Source organism: Nonomuraea sp. NPDC049649, from assembly GCF_040675175.1.
Lineage (GTDB): Bacteria > Actinomycetota > Actinomycetes > Streptosporangiales > Streptosporangiaceae > Nonomuraea.
Window position 1 is genome coordinate 1 of sequence record NZ_JBFAOH010000031.1, and the last position, 21,191, is coordinate 21,191.

At 69.9% G+C, this 21,191-nt stretch carries 19 protein-coding genes; 10 read left to right on the plus strand and 9 right to left on the minus strand.

Features of this window, described 5'->3' with window-relative positions:
- Positions 1–194: 194 nt before the first annotated feature.
- Positions 195–371: a hypothetical protein gene (locus tag AB0J42_RS28635; protein WP_364299754.1), complete on the plus strand. Its 177-nt coding sequence runs from the start codon at positions 195–197 to the stop codon at positions 369–371.
- A 665-nt stretch (positions 372–1,036) separates the two neighbouring features.
- On the opposite strand, the gene recQ is transcribed toward AB0J42_RS28635, so the two are convergent.
- Positions 1,037–2,839 carry a DNA helicase RecQ gene (gene recQ, locus AB0J42_RS28640; RefSeq protein ID WP_364299756.1) on the minus strand — a complete coding sequence of 601 codons (1,803 nt, stop codon included), beginning with the start codon at positions 2,837–2,839 and terminating at the stop codon, positions 1,037–1,039.
- 161 nt (positions 2,840–3,000) lie between these two features.
- Here recQ and AB0J42_RS28645 point away from each other — a divergent pair, with 161 nt between their 5' ends.
- Positions 3,001–3,192: a DUF3040 domain-containing protein gene (locus AB0J42_RS28645; RefSeq protein ID WP_364299758.1), complete on the plus strand. Its 192-nt coding sequence runs from the start codon at positions 3,001–3,003 to the stop codon at positions 3,190–3,192.
- Here AB0J42_RS28645 and AB0J42_RS28650 read toward each other — a convergent pair.
- The 3 genes from AB0J42_RS28650 to AB0J42_RS28660 form a co-directional block, all read right to left on the minus strand.
- Entirely contained in the window at positions 3,163–3,423 is a 261-nt protein-coding gene (locus AB0J42_RS28650) for a DUF6343 family protein (RefSeq protein ID WP_364299760.1), read from the minus strand. The genes AB0J42_RS28645 and AB0J42_RS28650 overlap by 30 nt on opposite strands.
- A 23-nt stretch (positions 3,424–3,446) precedes the next feature.
- A complete protein-coding gene (locus AB0J42_RS28655) occupies positions 3,447–4,151 on the minus strand; it encodes a maleylpyruvate isomerase family mycothiol-dependent enzyme (protein ID WP_364299762.1) in 705 nt (234 codons plus the stop codon).
- 104 nt (positions 4,152–4,255) lie between these two features.
- Positions 4,256–4,990 (minus strand): hypothetical protein, encoded by a 735-nt coding sequence (locus AB0J42_RS28660; RefSeq protein ID WP_364299764.1) that lies wholly within the window; start codon positions 4,988–4,990, stop codon positions 4,256–4,258.
- A gap of 224 nt (positions 4,991–5,214) precedes the next feature.
- Here AB0J42_RS28660 and AB0J42_RS28665 point away from each other — a divergent pair, with 224 nt between their 5' ends.
- Positions 5,215–6,087 (plus strand): sugar kinase, encoded by an 873-nt coding sequence (locus tag AB0J42_RS28665; protein WP_364299766.1) that lies wholly within the window; start codon positions 5,215–5,217, stop codon positions 6,085–6,087.
- Here AB0J42_RS28665 and AB0J42_RS28670 read toward each other — a convergent pair whose 3' ends face one another.
- A complete protein-coding gene (locus AB0J42_RS28670) occupies positions 6,088–9,039 on the minus strand; it encodes a discoidin domain-containing protein (protein WP_364299768.1) in 2,952 nt (983 codons plus the stop codon).
- A 157-nt stretch (positions 9,040–9,196) separates the two neighbouring features.
- On the opposite strand from AB0J42_RS28670, the gene AB0J42_RS28675 reads away from it, so the two are divergent.
- The 6 genes from AB0J42_RS28675 to AB0J42_RS28700 all read left to right on the plus strand — a co-directional run bounded on the left by AB0J42_RS28675 (position 9,197) and on the right by AB0J42_RS28700 (position 15,504).
- Positions 9,197–10,186, plus strand: a complete 990-nt coding sequence (locus AB0J42_RS28675; protein ID WP_364299770.1) for a LacI family DNA-binding transcriptional regulator — start codon at positions 9,197–9,199, stop codon at positions 10,184–10,186.
- A 93-nt stretch (positions 10,187–10,279) separates the two neighbouring features.
- The gene (locus AB0J42_RS28680) at positions 10,280–11,632 is read left to right on the plus strand and encodes an extracellular solute-binding protein (RefSeq protein WP_364299772.1); all 1,353 of its coding nucleotides are present in this window, start codon (positions 10,280–10,282) and stop codon (positions 11,630–11,632) included.
- 4 nt (positions 11,633–11,636) lie between these two features.
- Complete coding sequence (locus tag AB0J42_RS28685) at positions 11,637–12,503, plus strand: sugar ABC transporter permease (RefSeq protein ID WP_364299774.1); 867 nt, start codon at positions 11,637–11,639, stop codon at positions 12,501–12,503.
- Positions 12,500–13,429 (plus strand): carbohydrate ABC transporter permease, encoded by a 930-nt coding sequence (locus AB0J42_RS28690; RefSeq protein WP_364299776.1) that lies wholly within the window; start codon positions 12,500–12,502, stop codon positions 13,427–13,429. Before AB0J42_RS28685 ends, AB0J42_RS28690 begins: the two co-directional genes overlap by 4 nt.
- Positions 13,430–13,431: 2 nt before the next feature.
- A complete protein-coding gene (locus AB0J42_RS28695) occupies positions 13,432–14,946 on the plus strand; it encodes a glycoside hydrolase family 13 protein (protein ID WP_364299778.1) in 1,515 nt (504 codons plus the stop codon).
- 30 nt (positions 14,947–14,976) lie between these two features.
- A complete protein-coding gene (locus AB0J42_RS28700) occupies positions 14,977–15,504 on the plus strand; it encodes a carboxymuconolactone decarboxylase family protein (protein WP_364299780.1) in 528 nt (175 codons plus the stop codon).
- Between the two features lie 419 nt (positions 15,505–15,923).
- On the opposite strand, the gene AB0J42_RS28705 is transcribed toward AB0J42_RS28700, so the two are convergent.
- Both AB0J42_RS28705 and AB0J42_RS28710 read right to left on the minus strand, forming a co-directional pair.
- A complete protein-coding gene (locus AB0J42_RS28705; RefSeq protein WP_364299782.1) occupies positions 15,924–16,448 on the minus strand; it encodes an NUDIX domain-containing protein in 525 nt (174 codons plus the stop codon).
- Between the two features lie 592 nt (positions 16,449–17,040).
- Positions 17,041–18,267, minus strand: coding sequence for a hypothetical protein (locus AB0J42_RS28710; RefSeq protein ID WP_364299784.1), 1,227 nt, complete (start codon positions 18,265–18,267; stop codon positions 17,041–17,043).
- Between the two features lie 119 nt (positions 18,268–18,386).
- Here AB0J42_RS28710 and AB0J42_RS28715 point away from each other — a divergent pair, with 119 nt between their 5' ends.
- The gene (locus AB0J42_RS28715) at positions 18,387–18,875 is read left to right on the plus strand and encodes an FBP domain-containing protein (RefSeq protein WP_364299786.1); all 489 of its coding nucleotides are present in this window, start codon (positions 18,387–18,389) and stop codon (positions 18,873–18,875) included.
- Here the strand turns inward: AB0J42_RS28715 and AB0J42_RS28720 are convergent, their stop codons facing one another.
- Positions 18,876–20,087 (minus strand): phospholipase D-like domain-containing protein, encoded by a 1,212-nt coding sequence (locus tag AB0J42_RS28720; RefSeq protein WP_364299788.1) that lies wholly within the window; start codon positions 20,085–20,087, stop codon positions 18,876–18,878.
- Positions 20,088–20,162: 75 nt separating this feature from the next.
- Positions 20,163–21,158, minus strand: a complete 996-nt coding sequence (locus AB0J42_RS28725; protein ID WP_364299790.1) for a LacI family DNA-binding transcriptional regulator — start codon at positions 21,156–21,158, stop codon at positions 20,163–20,165.
- Positions 21,159–21,191 lie beyond the last annotated feature (33 nt).

Genomic DNA, 21,191 nt, shown 5'->3' on the forward strand with positions numbered 1-21,191 from the left:
AGGACGGCGTTATCTCGGGCTGGAGGTGCTGGCCGAGTGCCGCAAAGCCATCGAGAAAAAGGATGAACAAGACAATAATGATACAAATGTGACAGTTGATGCTATTGCTGCTTAAATAGCACCAGATCGCAGAGTGGCTTCATTCTCATACACCACGATCTTGGACGCGGCCCTGCTGGAAGACCAGGACCTTGGTGGCGTGGGCGGACCAGCGTCCCTTCGCCTGGGTCGACGACGAGATCACCGACGCCGATCGGGACTGGGTGTCCGCCCACCATCCGGGCCGGTCCTTTCTCCATCACGTCCCGTCGCCCCGCGGCCTCACCGACGACGACTTCATAACCCTCGAACGCTGGCTCCGGGCAGTCTGATCCGTCGAAGATCCACAGTTGCCCCTTGCTCGCGAGGTGCCCACGAAGCCACTCGGCACTGAGCAACGATCTGCATCACGAGGGGTGATAAGGGCTGCGAGTGGTGACACGCGAGCTGCGAGTGGTGACACGCGGGCTAGGAATGGTGACACGCGGGCCGCGAGTGGTGACACGCGAGCTGCTAGCGGTGACACGTGGCTCCGCAGGGTGACACACGGGCCTGGGTGGTGACATTCAAGCTGCAAGACGCAGGGGAAGGCGTCGTTCACCGATGCCGAACGGGCCGCGCTGGCACTCGCCGAAGATGGCGCCCGGCTCGCCGACGTCGCCCCGAGCGTGTCCCACGAGACCTGGTCCGAGCACCCCAACCGGCACCGTGTCGCTCATCCCGCCCACCCTCGACCTCACCCGCACTGGTCAACAGGAGACCACTGCAACGCCCCACGCCCGGGGTGCAGGGGCCGGGAGGCCCTTGCCCAGGGGTGCGGGGAGCTCGGCTCCCCGCTGAGCACAGCCCGAGCCGATACGCGCGGAGCGCGCCTTCAAGCGAGGACCTTGCCTTCGAGCCCGGCGCGCGTGGAGCGCCTTCAGACGAGGACCTTGTCCGTTCACACGAAGCGCATCTTCAGACAACGACCTTGCCTTCAAGCCCCACCGAACAAAGATCAGGAGTCGGCCAAGGTCGCCAGCACCTGTTCCCCGTACTTCGCGAGTTTGTTCTCGCCTACCCCACTGACCGTGCCCAGTTCCTCCAACGACCCCGGCATCCGTGTGGCGATCTCCCGCAGGGTCGCGTCGTGGAAGATGACATACGCCGGAACCCCCTGCTCCTTGGCCGTCGCCGCCCGCCAGGCCCGCAGCCGCTCGAACACCGGCACCGCCTCCTCCGGCAGCTCGACCACCGGCCGGGACTTGGCGGAGGCGGCGGGCTTGGGGGCCCGGCGGAGGTCGCGGCGGAGGTGGACCTGCTGCTGGCCGCGGAGGACCGCCGCGCTGGCCTCGGTCAGCACGAGGGCGCCGTAGTTGGGCTCGACGGCTAGCAGGCCCTGGGCGAGGAGCTGCCGCGCCACCCCGTGCCATTCGGCGTTGCCCAGCTCGGTGCCGATGCCGAAGACGGTGAGCGAGTCGTGGCCGTGCTGCAGCACCTTGGCCGTCTTCTTGCCGAGGAGGATGTCGACGATCTGCCCGACGCCGAACTTCTGCCCCCGTTCGCGGGCCAGCCGGAGCACGGTGGAGAGGATCTTCTGGGCGGGGACGGTGCCATCCCAGGATTCGGGCGGCGTCTGGCAGGTGTCGCAGTTGCCGCACGGGCCGTCGGCCTTCTGGCCGAAGTAGTCGAGCAGCATGGCCCGCCGGCACGTCACGGTCTCGCAGAGGGCCAGCATCGCGTCGAGATGGCGGGCCTGGCGGCGGCGGTGCTGTTCGTCGCCTTCGAGGGCCATCCGCCGGTGCTGGACGACGTCCTGCAGCCCGTACGCCATCCACGCGGTGGCGGGCAGCCCGTCGCGCCCGGCCCGCCCGGTCTCCTGGTAGTAGCCCTCGATGGACTTGGGCAGGTCGAGGTGGGCGACGAAGCGCACGTCGGGCTTGTCGATGCCCATGCCGAAGGCGATCGTCGCGACCACGACCAGCCCGTCCTCGCGCAGGAAGCGGGCCTGGTGGTGGGCGCGGGTGCGGGCGTCGAGCCCGGCGTGGTAAGGGAGCGCGGGGACGCCGTTCTCCACCAGGAAGGCGGCGATCTTCTCGGCGGAGGAGCGCGACAGGCAGTAGACGATGCCGGAGTCGCCGGGGTGCTCGGTGCGGAGGAAGTCGAGGAGCTGCCGCTTGGGCTCGCTCTTGGCGGTGATGCGGTAGTGGATGTTGGGCCGGTCGAAGCCCGCGACGAAGTGGCGCGCCTCGCGCAGGCCGAGCCGGTCGGCGATCTCGGCGTGGGTGGCCGGGGTGGCGGTGGCGGTGAGCGCGATGCGCGGCACCTCGGGCCAGTGGGTGTGGAGCTCGGACAGCGCCAGGTAGTCGGGCCGGAAGTCGTGGCCCCACTGGGCGACGCAGTGGGCCTCGTCGATGGCGAAGAGCGCGATCTGGCCCTGCTTCAGCAGCCGCACCGTGGACTCCAGCCGCAGCCGTTCGGGCGCGAGGTAGAGCAGGTCGAGCTCGCCGGCCCGGAACTGGGCCTCGACCAGCTGCCGCTCGTCGAAGTCCTGCGTCGAGTTGAGGAACCCGGCCCGCACGCCGAGCGCGGTGAGCGCGTCCACCTGGTCCTGCATGAGCGCGATCAGCGGCGAGATCACCACGCCGACCCCGGACCGGACCAGCGCGGGGATCTGGTAGCACAGCGACTTGCCGCCGCCGGTCGGCATGAGCACGAGCGCGTCGCCGCCCGCAGCCACATGCTCGATGATCTCCTGCTGCCCCGGCCGGAACGTGTCGTAGCCGAACACGCGGCGCAGGACCTCGGTGGCTGTATTCATGCGGCTACCTTACGTGTTCGTGACCGCGCTCGCGCCGGGTTCGCCCAGGGCGATCGCCGCCGCCGCGATCGGGGGAAGCTGACCATGAAAGCACCGTACTGAACAGCCTGTCGCTGGGTAGACGGGCGGGGACCCCGGCGGTGGAAGCGGTGGTGATGGCGATGGCTCTGTCGGAGCGGGAACGACGCATTCTCGAGGAGATCGAGGACGCCCTCGTGCGCGACGACCCGAGGCTGGCGAGGAAAGTGTCGGGGGTGGGGGCAGGGAAGAGCCATCACCCGCGCGGCTGGGTCGTCGCCGTGGTCGTCGTGCTGACCGTGGTGCTACTGGTGCTGGCGGTCGCGCTGGCCTGAGCGCAGGCGGTGCCGGATGACGAGCAGGTCGATCGCCGCGATGATCGCCACGGCCGCGGCGATGGCCGCCTCCCACGCCCACACGGCCTCGCCGGTGCGCATCGCCTGGACGACGAAGAAGATCGCCGCCAGGGTGCCCACCACGAGCGCGCCGATCGACAGGGCCCGTCGTGCGCCGTAGGGGCTGCGGGCGGTCAACGGCTCCGTTCCCTCACGGTTGCGCAGCCACATAGAGACGCACTCCTCTCAGGGGTTCAGGCGAGACAGCGCAGCGCCGACGCCAGCCGCGGGGTGAGCCCGCGGCCTTCGGGCAGCCGGCCCACCGTCGCCTCCACGAAGTCGGGATAGGACAGGGCGGCCTCGGCGTCGCCGGCGTGCACCCAGATCTGCTCGGCGGTCTGCTCCACCTGGACGCTCCGGTCCTGCTCGCCGAGCGCGAACCGGCCCACTGCGACCCGCCAGAGCGTCCGGCCGTCCTCCTCGTCGGGGCGGACGGGGGCGCCCACGTCGTCGGCGTGCGTGGCGTACTCGGAGTCGTAGTGGAAGGTCTGCTCGCCCACCGGGTAGGGCCCGGCCAGGGTCTCCAGCATCGCGTCGCGGCCTAGCTCGCGCATCCGGCGGCGGGTGTCGCCGTTCTTGTCGCGCCACTCCTGCAGCACCTCGCCGACAGGCACGTCGCGCCGCTGCCGGACGCACCACTCGTTGAACTCGTTGTAGCCGGCGATGCCCTCGTCCTCCATGAGCCGCACCAGCTCGTCGAGGGTGCCGTCGAGGCAGGCCTGGTTGTAGAGCTCCTCGCCCGCCAGGTGGCCGAGCACGTCGCGTACGGTCCAGCCCGCGGCGCGGGACGGCCGCCGCCAGCCCTCCTCGTCGAGCTCGGAGAAGAACCAGTCGAGCCGGGCCGCCTCGGCGTCGAAGATGTCGAACGGGTCGTACTCGCGCAGCAAGTCCTCTGCCATAACGGGACGCTACCCGCAGGATCCCGGATCTCACCGGGGACGGCGAAGGCCCGGCCGGAGTCCGGCCGGGCCTTCTGATCAGTGCTGCTGATCAGTGTTGCCGACTAGCGGCGCCAGTTGTAGACGCGCACGTTCTCGGTACGGCTCGTGGCCTTGTCCAGCCTGTGGTCGCCCTTGAAGACGGCCTTGTAGGAGCCGCTGCGGAGGGCGCGATCCTTGACGGAGAACTTGCCCCACCGGTCGGTGCGGTCGGACTTGACCCACTTCCAGGCGCGGGTGCCGGCGGCGCGGAAGTAGATGTCGACCTTCTCGCGGTTGACGGCACGCCAGCTCCTGCCCTGCTGGTAGACCAGCCGGCCGGAGAGGCTGACGGCCTTGCCCTTGCGGACGCGCGACGGCGAGGCGTCGAGGGTCAGCCGGGTGTCGGCCTTGACGCGGACCTTGCGGACGTCCACGTGGAAGTAGGACGTGTCCTTGGCGATGCGCTTGCCCCGCTTGTCGAAGGCGACGGCGACGGCGCGCCACTTGCCCTCGGGGTCGTGCGAGGTGAACGGCACGGCGAAGCGCCAGTTGTTCAGCCGCTTGACTTCCTTGGCCCGCATGGTGCGGGCGCGGGGGCTGACCGGCTCGACCGTGAGCTCGACCTTCTTGGCCCAGCGGTGCGCGTCGATCTTGAAGTTGGCCGTGGTCGTCTTATGGCCCCAGACGACCACAGGGCTCGGCGAGATATCGCGGATCTTGACGGTAGGCGCCTTCGTGGCGGCGACGGCGGTGCCGCCCGACAACAGCATGGTCCCGCCGGCGACGGCGGCGACGAAGCCTACGGCGATTTTGCGCATGAGGGTGCTTCTCCCCGTACATCTTGTGGCGCCTGCCCGGGATGACCGGCGCCCTTCTTGTCTGGCGCCTGCCCGGGATGACTGGCGCCCTTCCTTACTGCTTAGAGCCACAGTACGGGGCATAGGTTCGCTAAAGTTACGGGAAATTTTTGATCACGACGGCGACCTGCGGCAATAGAATGAAAATCCGTTTTGCGGTGAGTCGACCGCTAGGCTCGGGTTTCATGACCGACGTCTACACCATGGGAGAGGCGCTGGGCGTGGTCTCCAGCGGCCAGGTCCGTCACCAGACCGAGGCCAGGCTGGACCTTTGCGGCCCCGAGTTCACCCTGGCCGTGGCCCTGGCGCGGCTCGGCCACCGGTGCGCCTACCTTGGCAAGGTCGGCTCCGACGAGCTGGGGGCGCGCGTGCTGACGGTGCTCCGCGGCGAGGGGGTCGACGTCGCCGACATGCGCGTCAGCGACGGGGTGCCGACCGGGCTGCTGCTGCGCGAGTGCCGGGTGGGCCGCGAGCCGCGCGTCACCCACTACCGCACCGGCGCGGCCGGTTCCAAGCTGTCCCCGGGCAACGTGCCGATCGACCGGATCGGCGCCGCCGGGATGCTCCACGTGACCGGCCTCACCGCGGCGCTCGGCAGGGACCCGCGCGACGCCGTGCTGGCGGCCGTGAGCGCGGCCAAGAGCGCGGAGGTGCCGATCTCGTTCACCGTCGAGTACCGGCCCGAGCTGTGGCCGTCGGTACGGGAGGCGGAGGAGGTGCTGACCGAGCTGGCCCGCCAGTCCCACCTGCTCTTCGTCCGCCAGGACGAGCTGGACCTGGTCAAGCCCGCGCTCACCGCCGAGCGGGAGGTCGTGGTCCTGCGCGGCGCGAAGGGGGCGAGCGTGCGGGCCGACCGGATGCGCTACGACGTCCCGGCCCCGCAGACGCCGGTGGTCGACACCTGCGGGGCCGACGACGCGTTCGTGGCCGGTTACATCAGCGCCGCCCTGGACGGCCTGACCCCGCCGGAGCGCCTGCGGCGCGGGACGGAGCTGAGCGCCGCCGCGATCTCCTGCGCCAGCGACTGGGAGGGCCTGCCGACCAGGGCGGACCTGTGATCACTCGATGTTCAGCGTGAACGTCGAGGTGGTGTTCCTGATGTCCTGCGCGTTGCCGGCCATGCGCAGGTTGCGGAAGGTGGCCGAGCCGACGGCCGGGCCCTGACCCGCCTCCGGCATCTCGTTCGCCCAGATGCCGAAGCCGGACTTGGCGTCGAAGGCGTCGCCGCTCTTGCGCGCCCCGGTGATCGACACGTCGGTGAACACGGTGTCGGTGACCGGGTTCACCGGCTGCCCGCCGTCGTACATCGTCTGGAACATGATCCCGCTGTACGTGGGATCGACGATGTCCAGGTTGCTGACCCGGATGCCCTGGAAGGTCTTCGACGCCGAGAACAGCCACATGGCCGGGAACGTCTGCGCGCCCCAGAAGTGGCCGCCGGCCCGGACCAGCGAGATGTTCTCGAACCGGGTGGGCGGGTTCGCGCCGAAGCCGTGCATCGGGTATCCGAAGTCGAGCGAACTGATCGTGATGCCGGAGTAGACCAGCGTGTCGGCCACGTAGATGTTGCGGAAGGTGTTGCCGTACCCGCCGTAGACGGCGACCCCGGCGGCCCGCCAGGTGAGCAGCGAGGTCAGGTTCTCGTAGACGTTGCCGTGCTGCTCACCCCCGTTGTTGTCGGTGGCCGAGAACAGCGCGAAGCTGTCGTCGCCGGTGGATCGGGTCTCCACGTTGGTGACGTGGTTGCCGGTGCTGCCGTTGGTCATGTTGAGCCCGTCGGCGAACACGTTCCTGATCCGTGCGTTGCTGATCGTCATGTTGTCGGTGTTGGAGCCCCAGTACATGCAGACCTGGTGCTCGACCCAGAGGTTGTCGATCGTCATGTCGGCCACGTTCGAGAAGTCGAACACCTTGCCCGGCCCGTCGATGCGCGAGGTGTAGTTGCCGAAGTAGGCGAAGTTCGCGAACGTCGAGCCGTTGGCGGTGGCGTCGGCCCGGAAGCCGACGTCGGTGTTCGACTGCCCGGACGGCGAGTGGAACCGGGTGTACCAGGGCCCGGCGCCGACGATCTTGACGGCCTTCCCGTACACCTGGAACTTGCCGGACGTCTGGTAGTCGCCCGGCGGGAGGTAGACGCCGGCGAGCGCGCTGTCCATGCGGGCCCGGTCGAGTGCGTTCTGCACGTCCTGGTGCCCGAACCCGGACGGCACTGCGTACTTGGCCGGGTCGGGGTTGGCGATGGGGGAGACCTGCTCGAAGTCGACGAAGTCGATCGTGTAGGTGGAGGTGTTGGCCGCGTCCTTCTGCAGCCTGATCTTGCTCCCGGCCGGGACGGTGGTGTCCAGCATCAGGTTGGCCTCGTCGTAGATGTGCCGCGGCGGGCCGGAGCCGGGGTTGTTGTCGGGGCTCGCCTCGGGCCCGTACAGCCAGGCGTAGCGCGAGGTCAGGTTGAGCGTCTTGTGGAAGGCGCCGTCGACGTAGACGTTCAGCGTCGCGTCGATGCCGCCGCCGCCGGGCGCGTCCGGGATGGAGAAGCGGGTGACGAGCGTGTTCGTGGGCGCCTTGCTGGTGAACTCGACGTACGCGCCGGTGCTGCCGAGCGTCACGGCGCGGCGGCCGGACGCCTCACCGGCCAGGTCGCCGATCGTCCGGTTGGGGCCGATGCGGGTGGCGCCGCCGCCGATGGCCGCGTCCTCCGCCTCGTACGTGTCGTACGGCATGGTCGCGCCCCGGCCGATCGACAGCGGATGATCGCTGGTGTTGTTGTCCCGCCGGTCCGGCAGTTCCGCGGAGTCGGCGGCGAGCACGACGCGGACCGTGTGCCGGCCGTCGGCGGCGGTCCAGGTGCCGAGCGAGACCGGGGCGGTGGTGGCGCCCGGGGCGATGACGCCGCTCGCCGAGCCGGTCAGCGTGCGGACGGTGGCGCCGGAGCCGTCGAGCAGGGTGAGCGTGATGCCGTGCGGGCCGGCGCCCGTGGCGATCGTGCCCTGGTTCCTGACGGCGACGGTGAAGGTGACGGTGTCGCCGCGGGCCGGGTTGGCCGGGGTCCAGCCGACGTCGGCGACCAGGTCGGAGGTGTCGGGCAGAGGGACGGCCGTGCCGAACACCTGGAGCTCGGCCACCTGCCCGCCGGGCGCGCCGGAGTTGGCGGTGATCCGCAGCCGCACGTCGGCGGCCCGCGCGGTGACCGGGATGGTCACGCGGTTGCCGGTGGCGGGGTCGAAGGTGTACGAGGCAGGCGCGACGAGCCGGGTGAAGCCGGACTCGCCCTGCTCGCGGCCGAGCACCTCGACGGTCTGGGTGCGCTTGGCCCAGATCGCGTCCGGGTTCAGCCGGAGCACCACCGAGGTCAGGTCGGCGTCTCCGCCGAGCGCCACGGTGAGCGTGTTCGGGTAGGCCTGGCCCTCCCAGTAGGTGCCGAGGTCGCCGTCGTTGGCGTTGGCCGCGACGTAGGTGTGGGTGTGGGAGGAGGCGGAGATCTGCTTGCCCGCGGCCAGGTCGGTGCCCGGCGGGTCCGGATCGGGGCCGGGGCCGTCGCCGCGCTCCCCGTACACCTCGAACTCGGCGAGCTGGGCGGCGGGCCAGCCGGTGTTCGCAGTGATCAGCAGCCGGACGTAGCGGGCCTCGCCGCTCAGCGCGACCGTGGCGGTCGGGGTGAAGCCGTACGGGGCCGGCGCCACGAGCGTGCTGAAGCCGGTGCCGTCGGTGCTTCCCTGGACGGTGATGGTCTGGGTGCGGGTGGGCCAGCCGTCCGGCAGCCTCAGCGTGAGACCGGTCAGCGTGGCGGTGGCGCCCAGGTCGACCTGGATCCACTGCGGGAACGAGCCGTTGGCCGACTCCCAGTAGGTGGCCGTGTCGCCGTCGGTGACGTTGGCGGCCCGGTAGACGTCGGTGAAGCTGCTGGCGGTCGCGGTCTTGCCGGCGGCGAGGTCGGTCTCGGCTGCGGCGGCGGGGATGGGGGCGGCGAGGAGTCCCAGGAGGAGGGTCAGAGCGGCTAAGAGTGCGCGCATGGGGGGTGGCCCTTCGCAGGAGAACAGTTGGCCGCACCATAGGCTTTCCGGCAGATGCGAGCAATATCTCGACTGATTTGCGCAAGAAATGGATGAAGATGTGCGTATCACGTAAGTACTTGCAACGGCTTGCGTTAGGCAACGTATAGTTTGCGTCATGACGCGACGACTCGCAGAGGTGGCCAAGAAGGTCGGAGTGAGCGAGGCGACCGTGAGCCGCGTGCTCAACGGCAAGCCGGGGGTGTCCGACGCGACCCGCGAGGCCGTGCTGACGGCGCTCGACGTGCTCGGCTACGAGCGCCCCACCCAGCTCCGCGGCGACCGGGCCCGCCTGGTCGGCCTGGTGCTCCCCGAGCTGCAGAACCCGATCTTCCCCGCGTTCGCCGAGGTGGTCGGCGGCGCGCTGGCCCAGCAGGGCTTCACCTCCGTGCTCTGCACCCGCACGGTCGGCGGCGTCTCCGAGGCCGACTACGTCGACCTGCTGCTCCAGCAGCAGGTCAGCGGCGTGGTGTTCGCCGGCGGGCTGTACGCGCAGGCCGACGCCGCGCACGGCCACTACGAGCTGCTGCACGAGCGCAAGCTGCCCACGGTCCTGGTCAACGCCGCCGTCGGCCACCTCGACTTCCCCCAGGTGTCCTGCGACGACGTGGTCGCCGCCGAGATCGCGACCGGCCATCTGCGGGCGCTCGGCCACGAGCGGATCGGCATGGTGCTCGGCCCCCGCGACCACGTGCCGTCGCGGCGCAAGCTGGAGGCGTTCCAGGCCGCGGGCGGCGACGCCGAGCTGGTCGAGCACACCATGTTCTCCCTGGAGGGCGGGCACGCCGCGGCCGCCCGGCTGATCGGGCGCGGGGTCACCGCGGTGGTGTGCGCCAGTGACCTGCTCGCGCTCGGCACGATCAGGGCAGCCCGCCGCGCCGGGCTGAGCGTGCCCGGCGACGTGTCGGTGGTCGGCTTCGACGACTCGGCGCTGATGAACTGCACCGAGCCGCCGCTCACCACGGTTCGCCAGCCGATCGACGCGATGGGCCGGGCCGTCGTCGACCTGCTGGTCGCGCAGATCGACAAGGCCGTGGTGCCCGCGGACGAGCTGCTGTTCGAGCCGGAGCTGGTGGTCCGCGCCTCCACGGCGCGAGTCCGTACGTGACGTAGTCGTTATCTTGCAATCTTCCGTCTGAATATTGCGTAGATAAGTCGCTGATCCTATGGTGTGGGCACCTCGCATCAGAAGGGTCAGATCATGAAGAGATCCGCTGGGCTCTTAGTCGCTTCCGCGCTCGGACTCGCCGCCTGCGGCTCCGGCCAGCAGGCTCCCTCCGCCGGCGGGGCCGAAGAGGTCACCATCACCGTCGCCTGCCAGCCCGCCAAGTCCGCGCCCAAGGAGCGCCAGGCCTGGGACGACGACGTGGCCGCCTTCATGAAGGCGAACCCGGGCGTCACGGTCAAGAGCACCGACCAGCAGCCCTGCTTCGACCCCAAGACGTTCGGCCCCAAGCTCGCCGGCGGCCAGATGGAGACCGTCTTCGTCGTCCCCGTCACCAACTACGACGACGTCATCCGGCAGGGCCAGGCCCTCGACATCACCCCGTACACCGGCGAGATCAAGAACTGGAACGACCTCCGTACCGACGTCCGCGAGCTCGTCACCCACGACGGCAAGGTCTACGGCGTCCCCAACGTCAACTACAGCGTCGGCCTCGTCTACAACCGAAAGCTCTTCACCGAGGCCGGCCTCGACCCCGACGCCCCGCCCGCCACCTGGGCCGAGGTCCGCGAGGCCGCCAAGAAGATCGCCGCGCTCGGCCCCGGCCACGTCGGCTACGGCGAGTACTCCGGCGGCAACACCGGCGGCTGGCACTTCACCCAGGCCATCTACGGGCGCGGCGGCAGCATCCTCACCCCCGACGGCACCCCCGATGGCAAAAGGGCGGCCTTCAACTCGCCCGAAGGCAAGGCCGTCCTGCAGACCCTGCACGACATGCGCTGGGTCGACGACAGCATGGGCAGCAAACTCCTGGTCGGCTGGGAGTCGCTCATGATGGCCATGGGCAGCGGCAAGGTCGGCATGATGCTCGGCGCCCCCGACGTCGTCACCGACGTGGTCAACAAGTTCCGGGGCAGCGCCACCGACTACGGCATCACCGGCTTCCCCGAGGCCAAGGCGTCGCTCAGCGGCGGCGAAGCCTTCATGATCAACCCCAAGGCGACGCCCGCCGAGGCCGAGGCCGGCATGCGGTGGATCGACTTCCGGTTCAACACCGTCGGCAAGGGCCGCTTCGACTTCGCCCGCGGCAAGGCCAACGGCAACCCCGTCGGCGTCCCCGACAACGACGTCTACGGCGACTCGCCCACCGGCCAGGCCATCCAGGCCGAACGCGAGAAGCACGCCACCCTGCCCGTCGGGAACTACGCCGGCTACGTGCGGGCCGCCGCCGGCACCCCGCCCAAGGCCGAGCCGCCGCACGCCCAGGAGCTGTACGCGATCCTCGACGTGGTCATGTCGGGCGTGCTCAGCCGCGAGGACGCCGACCTCGACAAGCTGCTGGCCGACGCCGAGACCAAGGTGAACGCCCTGCTGGCGGCCAAGGGCTGATCGGATGGCCGTGCTGAGGCGCAACCTGACGGCCTACGGGTTCCTGTGCGGGGCGCTGTTCTGCTTCGCGGTGTTCGCCTGGTATCCGATGATCAGGGAGTTCGTCCTGAGCTTCCAGGAGACCAACCTGATCTCCCCGCCGACCTGGGTGGGGCTGGACAACTTCGGGTACGCGGTCAACGACCCGGCGTTCGGCGGGGCCTGGCTGGCCACCCTGGAGTTCACCGTACTCGCGCTGGTCTTCGGCTACGTCGTGCCGTTCGCCGTCGCGCTCGTGCTCAACGAGCTGCGCCACGCCCGGGCCTACCTGCGGTTCGTCGTCTACCTGCCGGTCATGCTGCCGCCGATCGTCGCGGTGCTGCTGTTCAGGTGGTTCTTCGACCCGGGGCCCGGGCTCTTCAACCAGATCCTCGACGTCCTGCACCTGCCCGGCCTGGCCTGGCTCGACTCGCCGACCACCGCGCTCTTCTCCCTCGTCATCGTCTCGACCTGGATGAACATGGGCACCGCCACCCTGATCTACCTGGCGGCCCTGCAGAACATCCCGTCCGAGCTGTACGAGGCCGCCGAGCTTGACGGGGCCGGCCTGTGGAAACGGGTCAGGCACGTCACCATCCCGCAGACCCGGCTCATTCTGCTGCTCCTGCTGATGCTGCAGATCGTGGCCACCATGCAGGTGTTCATCGAGCCGTACATGCTCACCGGCGGCGGGCCGGAAGGCTCCACCGTCACCGTCGCGTACCTGATGTTCCAGTACGCGTTCACGTACCAGAACTACGGCGCGGCCGGCGCGCTCGGCATGATGCTCATGATCGTGCTGCTGGTCTTCGCCGCCTTCCAGCTCCGGCTCACCCGGGAGGACACCCGATGATCTCCGTGGGCGCGCGGGCGGTCGCCGGACGGCGGGCGGCGCGGCGCCGGTCGCGGCCGATCGAGGCCCGGCACCGCACCCTCGTCTCCCCGCTGGAACTCAACAGCCGGTGGGGACGGCGGATCTACTGGGCCGTGCTGATCACCGTGGTGGCCGGCTTCACGCTGGTCTTCGTCTTCCCGCTCTACTGGATGATCACCGGCGCGATGAAGACGGGCGAGGAGATGGCGCAGATGCCGCCCACGCTCTTCCCCGCCGACCCCACCCTCGACGCCTACCTGGAGGCGTGGGACCTGTTCGACCTGGGCACGCTGCTGTGGAACACCGCCTACTACTCGCTCGGCGGGTGGGCGTTCTGCATGGCCGTCGACGTGTCGGCCGCCTACGCGCTGTCGAAGCTGCGGCCCATGTTCGGCGGGGTGATCCTGGGCGCGATGCTGGCCACGCTGATGATCCCGGCCATGGTCGTGCTCATCCCGCTCTACGTCACCGTCGTCGACCTCGGACTGCTGAACAACCCCTGGGGGCTCTGGTTCCCGGCCGCCGCCAACGGGTTCAACATCTTCCTGCTCAAACGGTTCTTCGACTCGATCCCGCGCGAACTCATCGAGGCCGCGCAGATCGACGGCGCCGGCGCCCTGCGGGTGCTCTGGTCGGTGGTGCTGCCCGTGTCGCGGCCCATCCTCGGCGTGGTGTCGATCTTCACCATCGTCACCTCGTTCAAGGACTTCGTCTGGCCGCTGCTCGTCATGACCGACAGCGACAAGATGACGCTCAGCGTCGGCCTGTCGCAGACCGCCGGGATGGTCACGCAGAACGCCGTCATGGGCGGCCTGGTCGTCGCGAGCATCCCGACGATCATCGTCTTCTTCGTCTTCCAACGTCACATCATGGCGGGCCTCACCGCCGGATCTATCAAGGGATGAGCATGTCGAACACGTGGTGGCGGGGGGCCGCGATCTACCAGGTCTACCTGCGCAGCTTCGCCGACGGCAACGGCGACGGCGTCGGCGACCTGGCCGGGCTCCGGTCCCGCCTGCCCTACCTGAAGGACCTCGGCGCCGACGCCATCTGGCTCAACCCGTGGTACCCCTCGCCGATGGCCGACGGCGGCTACGACGTCGCCGACTACCGCGGCATCGAACCCGTCTTCGGCACCCTCGCCGAAGCCGAGAAGCTGATCGCCGAGGCCCACGAGCTGGACCTCAAAATCATCATCGACGTCGTGCCGAACCACAGCTCCACCGCCAGCGCCTGGTTCCAGGAGGCGCTCGCCGACCCGGCCGCCCGCGACCGGTTCTGGTTCCGCGACGAACCCAACGACTGGCAGTCCATCTTCGGCGGCCCCGCCTGGACCCAGGTGCCGGACGGGCAGTGGTACCTCCACCTGTTCGCCCCCGAACAGCCCGACTTCAACTGGGACAACCCCGAAGTCCACCAGGAGTTCGAGGACGTGCTGCGGTTCTGGTTCGACCGCGGCGTCGACGGCGTCCGCGTCGACTCCGCCGCCCTCCTCTACAAATCCGACACCGCCTGGCAGGACCTCGACCCCGTCCACGACGTCTACCGCCACTGGCGCCGCGTCGCCGACTCCTACGACGACCGCGTCCTCATCGGCGAACTCTGGCTGCCCGACCAGGAAAGCCTCGCCCGCTACCTGCGGCCCGACGAACTCCACACCGCCTTCAACTTCGACTTCCTGTCCTGCCCCTGGGACCCGCACGAACTGCGCCGCGTCATCGACCTCACCCTCACCACGCACGCCACCGTCGGCGCCCCGCCCACCTGGGTCCTGTCCAACCACGACGTCACCCGGCCCGTCACCCGCTACGGCCGCGCCGACACCGGCTTCGCCCACGGCGGCGCACTCCACGGCACCCCCTCCGACCCCGAACTCGGCTACCGCCGCGCCCGCGCCGCCGCCCTCCTCGCCATGGCCCTCCCCGGCGGCCTCTACGTCTACCAAGGCGAGGAACTCGGTTTGCCCGAAGTCGAAGACCTCCCCGACGAACTGCGCCAAGACCCCATGTACGCCCGATCCGGCGGCACCAACCCCGGCCGAGACGGCTGCCGGGTCCCCCTGCCCTGGTCGGGCGACGAACCGCCGTTCGGCTTCGGCGGGCCGTCACCCTGGCTGCCCCAGCCGGAGAACTGGCGCAAACTCACCGCCGAAGCCCAGCTCGCCGACCTCGACTCCATGCTCAACCTCTACCGCACCGGCCTGCGCCTGCGCCGCTCCCTGCTCGGCGACGGCACCCTCCACTGGCTCCCGTCCGGAGACGACCGCGTCCTCGCCTTCACCCGCGAATCCGGCGTCACCTGCGTCGCCAACCTCGGCCCCGAACCCGTCCCCCTCCCGGACGGCGAGGTGCTGCTGGCCAGCGGCCGCCTGGAAGACCGCCTCCTGCCCCCCGACACCACCGCCTGGCTCCGCACCACCTGACCCTTGCCGGGGCGGGCTAGCATCGGTGCGGTGAAGCGCCTCCGCCCGATGCCGCCCGCCCAGCTCGACCCCGACGCCCGCGCCCTCTACGACCGCATCAACGCCGGCCCGCGCGGCGCCTCCATGCTCGACGACCAGGGCGCGCTCATCGGCCCCTTCAACGCCATGCTCCTCAGCCCCGCCCTGGGCGACCCCCTCCAGGAACTGGGCGCCGCCATCCGCTACCGCTCGTCGCTGACGGACCGGTGCCGCGAACTCGCCATCCTCGTCGTCGCCGCCCACTGGTCCAGCGCCTTCGAACAGCAGGTCCACGAGAAGATCGCCGCCGATCTGGGGTTTTCCTCCGATCAGCTCGCTGCGATTCGTACGGGCGAGTCCCTGTCTTTGGAGGACCCGGAGGAGGCCGCCGTCCTCCGCGTCACCCGCGCCCTGGTGACGAAGGGGGACCTGGACGACGAAGAGTACGCCCTGCTACCGGAGCCGACCCTCTTCGAACTGACCACGCTGACGGGCTACTACGCCACCCTGGCACTCCAACTCCGCGTCTTCCGCGTCTGACCTGGCTCGACGCCGCTGGTCCGCCCTGACCGGGGGGGTGGTGCTCAGCGCGCATCAAGGATCTCCCGCGCCTTCCGCGCCCGGCAATGACGTGGGACGAATCGGCAGGAATCGTTCTTGTTGACCGGGACGGTCCAGGTAATGGCAAGGTCCTCGCGGGGGACGCGCTTCGCGCTCCGGAGCTCGGGCTGTGCTTAGCGGGGAGCCCAGCTCCCCGCACCCCTGGCCGGGGCCCCCGGCCCCGGACCCCGGACTCGGCCGACTTCCGCCCGGGTCTTTTGCGGGCCAAGATCACTAGTCGCCTTGAGAACGCGCTCGGGTGAGGCATGGACGGCATGGCCTCAGTCAGTTGCAGTAGTTCTTGTCAGTGGGCATGCAGGGGGCGTCCTGGCGATGAGAGCGTCCGGGATGAGCGGTGCCTATGCCTCAGTGAGCAGGTAAAGCAGCGCGTTCATGCTTGTCCCGCTCACGATGTCGCGCTTGTCGATCAGCCTTCGGATCTCCGAGAGCGGCACCCACTCGATGCGCTCGGCCTCCCACGGCTCGGTGGGCGGCCCGACGTGCTGGGCGGTGTCGGCCCGGAAGATGTGGTGCTCGGAGTCGGAGATGCCGCTCGTCGGCTGGGTGTAGAGCATCGGCCGCAGCGGGCCGGGCCGCCACCCCGTCTCTTCCTCGACCTCGCGGGCGGCCGCCGCGATCGGCTCCTCACCCTCGTCGATCTTGCCGATCGGGATCTCCCAGCCCCACGTGTCCGTGATGAACCGGTGCCGCCAGATCAGCAGCACCCGGTCCGACTCGTCGGTGACGACCGCGCCGGCTCCGGGCGCCGTGCGGATGAGCCGGTGGTCGAGATGCCTTCCATCCGGCAACTCCACATCGGCCACCCGGATGTCGAGCCAGCGGTCGGTGTAGAGCGGTTCTTCCGAATGGACCTGCCAGCGCATGCGGCTGCTCCCAGCGTGGACGGCTGCTTCGGCACCACGGTACAAGGCAACATCCACTTCCGGCTCCGAGCACGTGGGCTGTGGCGGGCCGTGGGCGGTGACGCCGGTCGTGGTCTGACGGCGGGCCCGGTCGCTGAGCGGCAACCGGGGTTATGGCTCACGGGATGCTCGACGTCCCGGGTTCGTGTTTCCCGGGTTTCGTGCGGGGCGTCCGGGATTTACGATTTTCAGGTATCCGAGGTCATGTCCGGGTCCGACCTCCAGACCGAAGCCGCTGTCTCCATCGTGTTGCTCGGTATCCGGGGTTCTGTCCGGGTTGCTCGGCTTCTGAGGTTCATGTTTCTTGGCTCGCTCGGCACCCTAGGTTCACGTTTCCTGGACAACTCATCTCACTCTCGGAACTCGCCTCGCGCCGGGGTCCGGGGCCGGAAGGCCCCGGCTAGGGGTGCGGGGAGCTCGGCTCCCCGCAGAACACAGTCCGAGCAGGGGCGCGCGAAGCGCCTGCTTGCGCGAGGGCCAAGAACGTGGCCCTCGCGTGAATGGGGAACCGCGCTGCGAACAGCTCTCCGGGGTGACGAATCGCCGAGCCGGGTCAGAGGCCAGAGGACGACGACCGGGGGCGGCGGAGGAAGAGTCCGCCTGCTCCGGCCGCCAGGATGAGGGCCGAGCCGGCGAGGATGAACAGCCGGCCGTCCGGCCCCGCGTCGCCGCCCGCCCCCGTGGCCACTCCCTCCCTAGGGGTGATCGACTTGCGGGGCTGTTCGGGCTCGTCGTCCACGGTGGGGTTCACGGTGACGAAGGTGGTCTTGGTGGCGGTGGCGGTCACGGTGGGTGAGGCCGAGGCCGAGGGGGAGGCGGAGCCGTTCCCGATGGTCAGCGGATATGTCTTGAGGGAGTTCGGGTTCGCCGGCTCGCACTCGATCAGGGGTTCAGCAGGCCGCAGCCCGAAGTTGACCGAGGCGGGTTTCACGGTTCCGGTGCCCGCCTGCTTCGGGGTCGTCTTCATCTCCACCGACCCCGGCAGCGGAATCGGCTCACCGACGGTGACGGCAGCCAGGTCGCCGACCCCGGTGGCGGAGGTGAGCTGGGAGATCCCCGAAATCGACGCGTACGCGTACATCTTGAGCCCGCTCGTCGGCAGCCCGTTGGGGGCTTCCAGCTCGCCGCCCTGCACGTAGACGCCCTTCCACCCGATCGTGAACTGTTCGCCGACCTTGGGGTTGGCGGCCGGCATGGTGAGCATGGTCCGGATCCGCACGGTCTGGGTGGCGCCGGAGGCGGGACGGCAGGTGTAGTCGACCACCTCGCCGGGGTCGTCGGAGCCGCCGACGGTGACGGTGACGCTCTCGCTGCTCGTGGTGGTGCACAAGGTCACATCGCCGGGGACGTCGGCGAGGGAGAGCCTGAGGCTCCCGGCCTCGGCGGAGGGCTTGATCGTCACCTGGCCGCCCGCGGTGGCCTGAACGGTGCTCGTGACCGGCGTCGCGGGCACCGTGGTCGCGCCCACCGGGACGCTGCCGCCGGTCGCGGTCAGGCCCGGGTGGGTGCCGCCGGTGACCGTGAGCGCGCCCTCGACCCGGACCTGGGTGGCGGCGGTGGCGGCGGTGCGCAGGGTGAGCTGGGGGATGTTCCACTTGGCCGGGAACGATCCGTTCGCGGTGTCGGGCACGGTGATCGGCACGTTCAGCGTGGTGTTGCTGAAGGGCCCGCCCGAGCAGGTGTACGCGACCGTCAGGGTTTTCTCGGCCGCCTGCGCGGGTGCGGCGGCGGACAGGAGCACGAGGCCGATGACCGATGCCACCACGGCGAGCTTCGGCACGATCCGTCTCCCTATCGGTGGGGGTGGAAGGGACCGCACCACCATGGCACCCTTTGGTCACATCCGTGTCGAGATCCACCCGGGGAAAATGGGTTGCCGGGACTCATAGCCTGAAATTCATGAGGCCGCTGTCCGAATCCGAGATCCGCACGTCGTTCGTGAACTGCACCAAGGGCGAGGCGAAGCGTCTGCACGTGCCGCGTGACCTGCCCGCCCAGCCCTGGGACGACCTGGACTTCCTCGGCTGGCGCGACCCGAAGGCGCCCGACCGCGCCTACCTGGTGGCCGAGCACGACGGCCGCCCGTTCGGCGTCGCGCTCCGCCTCGTCACCGCGCGCCACGGCCATCAGCGCCGCAGCATGTGCTCGCTCTGCCTCACCACCCACACCGGCAGCGGCGTCGCCCTGCTGACCGCCCGCAGGCGGCGCGGCGACGCCGACTCGGTCGGCGCCTACATCTGCGCCGATCTGGGGTGTTCGCTGTACGTGCGAGGCAAGCGCAAGCCGGAGTTCGGCGAGCGCCTGGAGGAGTCGCTGACCCTCGACGAGCAGATCGACCGTACGAGGGCCAATCTCGACGCCTTCCTCGGCCGGGTCTCCGCCGCCTGATCAGGTGCGGGCGCGGCAGGTGTCGCGGATCTTGTAGAAGTAGGACAGGTACTGGTCGTGCACGTCACGGCCGGAGACCCGGACGATCGAGTCGTCCGCGTTCTCCAGGTGGGTGAAGTTGGCGCTGCCGGTGTAGACGCGGGGCGTGATGTCGTCGTCGTAGAAGCCGTCGGTCATCATCAGCTTGGTGTGCGGCACGGCCGAGCGGTCGCCGGCGGTGAAGCGGCACGGGGTGACCTGGATGCGCAGGCCGTTGGAGGCGGTCTTGGCCAGTTCGGCGCGGATGGTGTCGTCCATGTTGTTCTGGTAGTAGACGACGTCCACCCAGCATCCCTTGCCGCGGAGCCGGACGAGCTCCTGGGCGATGGCCTTGCGGTGCTGGTTGAAGGCGGTCAGCGCGAGCCGGACGTCGGTCTGGCGCTTGACGCCGTCGGTGTCGCGGTAGCCGCACTCGACGAGTTTGAGGACGTTGGCGATGTGGTCGCCGCTGTTCTTGGCCCGGGGCAGGAACAGCGCCTTGTGCTTGGACCCGGTCGGGGTGGCCCAGAAGTAGCCGGGGTCGGGCGCGCGGTTGCGGCCGGTGCGCAGGTCGTCGAAGTAGCGGTGGTAGCCGTCGTAGACGGTGGCGTCGGTGAAGGTGTAGGCGTCGTTGTAGGAGTTGTAGAGGTACCAGTCGGTCAGGTTCGACGAGGTCACGAAGACGACCTTGTCGTGCGCGACGCCGCCGGCCTCGATGCCGGAGAACGTGGCGAACTTGCTGTGCAGGTAGTTCCTGGCGATGCAGCCGCGCCCGGCGGGGCAGCTCACGACGTAGGAGGCGGCGCTCTCCGAGCCGCCGAGCGCGGAGCGCAGCCGGGCGGCGACGGGCGCGTTCTTGTCGGACCCGTTGAGGATGACCTTGACCTTGACGCCGCGCCCGTGCGCGGCGATCAGCGCGTCGGCCACCTCGGTGGAGCGCTGCCCCTCGGTGAACTCGAACATCACGAACCGGATCTCGCCGCCCGCCCTGGCGGCCCGGATCAGCCTGATGAGCTGGTCCATGACGGCCGACTGCTGAGCGCTGGGCGTGCCGGGCGTGCCGGAGTCGGCGACCGGGTCGTTGAACACCGGCGCGTTCACCACCGGCGGGCCGGTCACGTCCGCCGCCGCGGCGCCGGCGGGCAGCAGGGCGGCGGCGAGACATAACGCCGCGGCTATGGCGGTTTTCTTCATCTGGGGCAACCTTCCGCGTGACAGTTTTCGGTGCCCGACTGTCATACGCGGAGAGATGGCCTGTCAAGGGCCCTGTCAGGCCGACTCGCGGATCACCAGCTCCGTCGGGAGGATCACCGGCTCGGCCGGGCCACCCTCGAACAGGGTCAGCAGCAGCCGCACCATCGCCGCCGTCTGCTCGATGACCGGATGGCGGACCGTGGTCAGCGGCGGCTCGGTGTACTGGGCCGCCTCGATGTCGTCGAAGCCCACCACGGCCACGTCGTCGGGCACCCGCCGGCCCGCCTGCCGCAGCGACTGCAGGGCGCCGACCGCCATCAGGTCGTTGGCCACGAACACCGCGTCGAGCTGCGGATCGTCGCCCAGGAGCTGCCGCATGGCGACCGCGCCCGACTCGCGGGTGAAGTCGCCCATCGCGACGATCGAGCGGCGGTCGGAGTCGCGCAGCACGTTGCGGTAGCCGGTGAGCCGGTCCTGGCCGGCGATCATGTCCTGCGGCCCGGCGATGGTCGCTATGCGTCGCCGCCCCTGCTCCACCAGGCGCCGCACGGCACGCTCGGCCCCGCCCACGTTGTCGTTGTCCGCGTACGGGATGTCGATCGGAACGGCGGGCCGCCCGTACGAGACGACCGGCACGCGCAGCCGCGACAGCGCGCTCGGCAGCGGGTCGGCGCCGTGCATGGAGATCAGCATGACCCCGTCGACGTGCCCGCCCGCGATGTAACGCTCCACCCGGGCGTGGCTCTTGGGCGAGGAGGCCAGCATGAGCACGACCTGTTTGTTGACCCTCTCCAGCTCCAGGCTGGCCGAGCGGATCACCGTGGCGAACAGCGGATCCTCCGAGAACACCCGGGTCGGCGGCTCGGAGACGACCAGGGCGATCGAGTCGGTGCGCTGGGTGACCAGGCTGCGCGCCGCCGAGTTGGGCACGTAGCCCAGCTCGTCGATGGCGCGCAGCACGGCCTCGCGGATATGCGGGGCCACCGTCGTCTGGCCGTTGACGACGCGGGACGCGGTGGCGCGAGAGACGCCCGCGCGGGCGGCGACCGCCTCCAGTGTCGGGCGTCTCATGGCAGCATCAGAGGGAAGAACACGGAGAAGAAT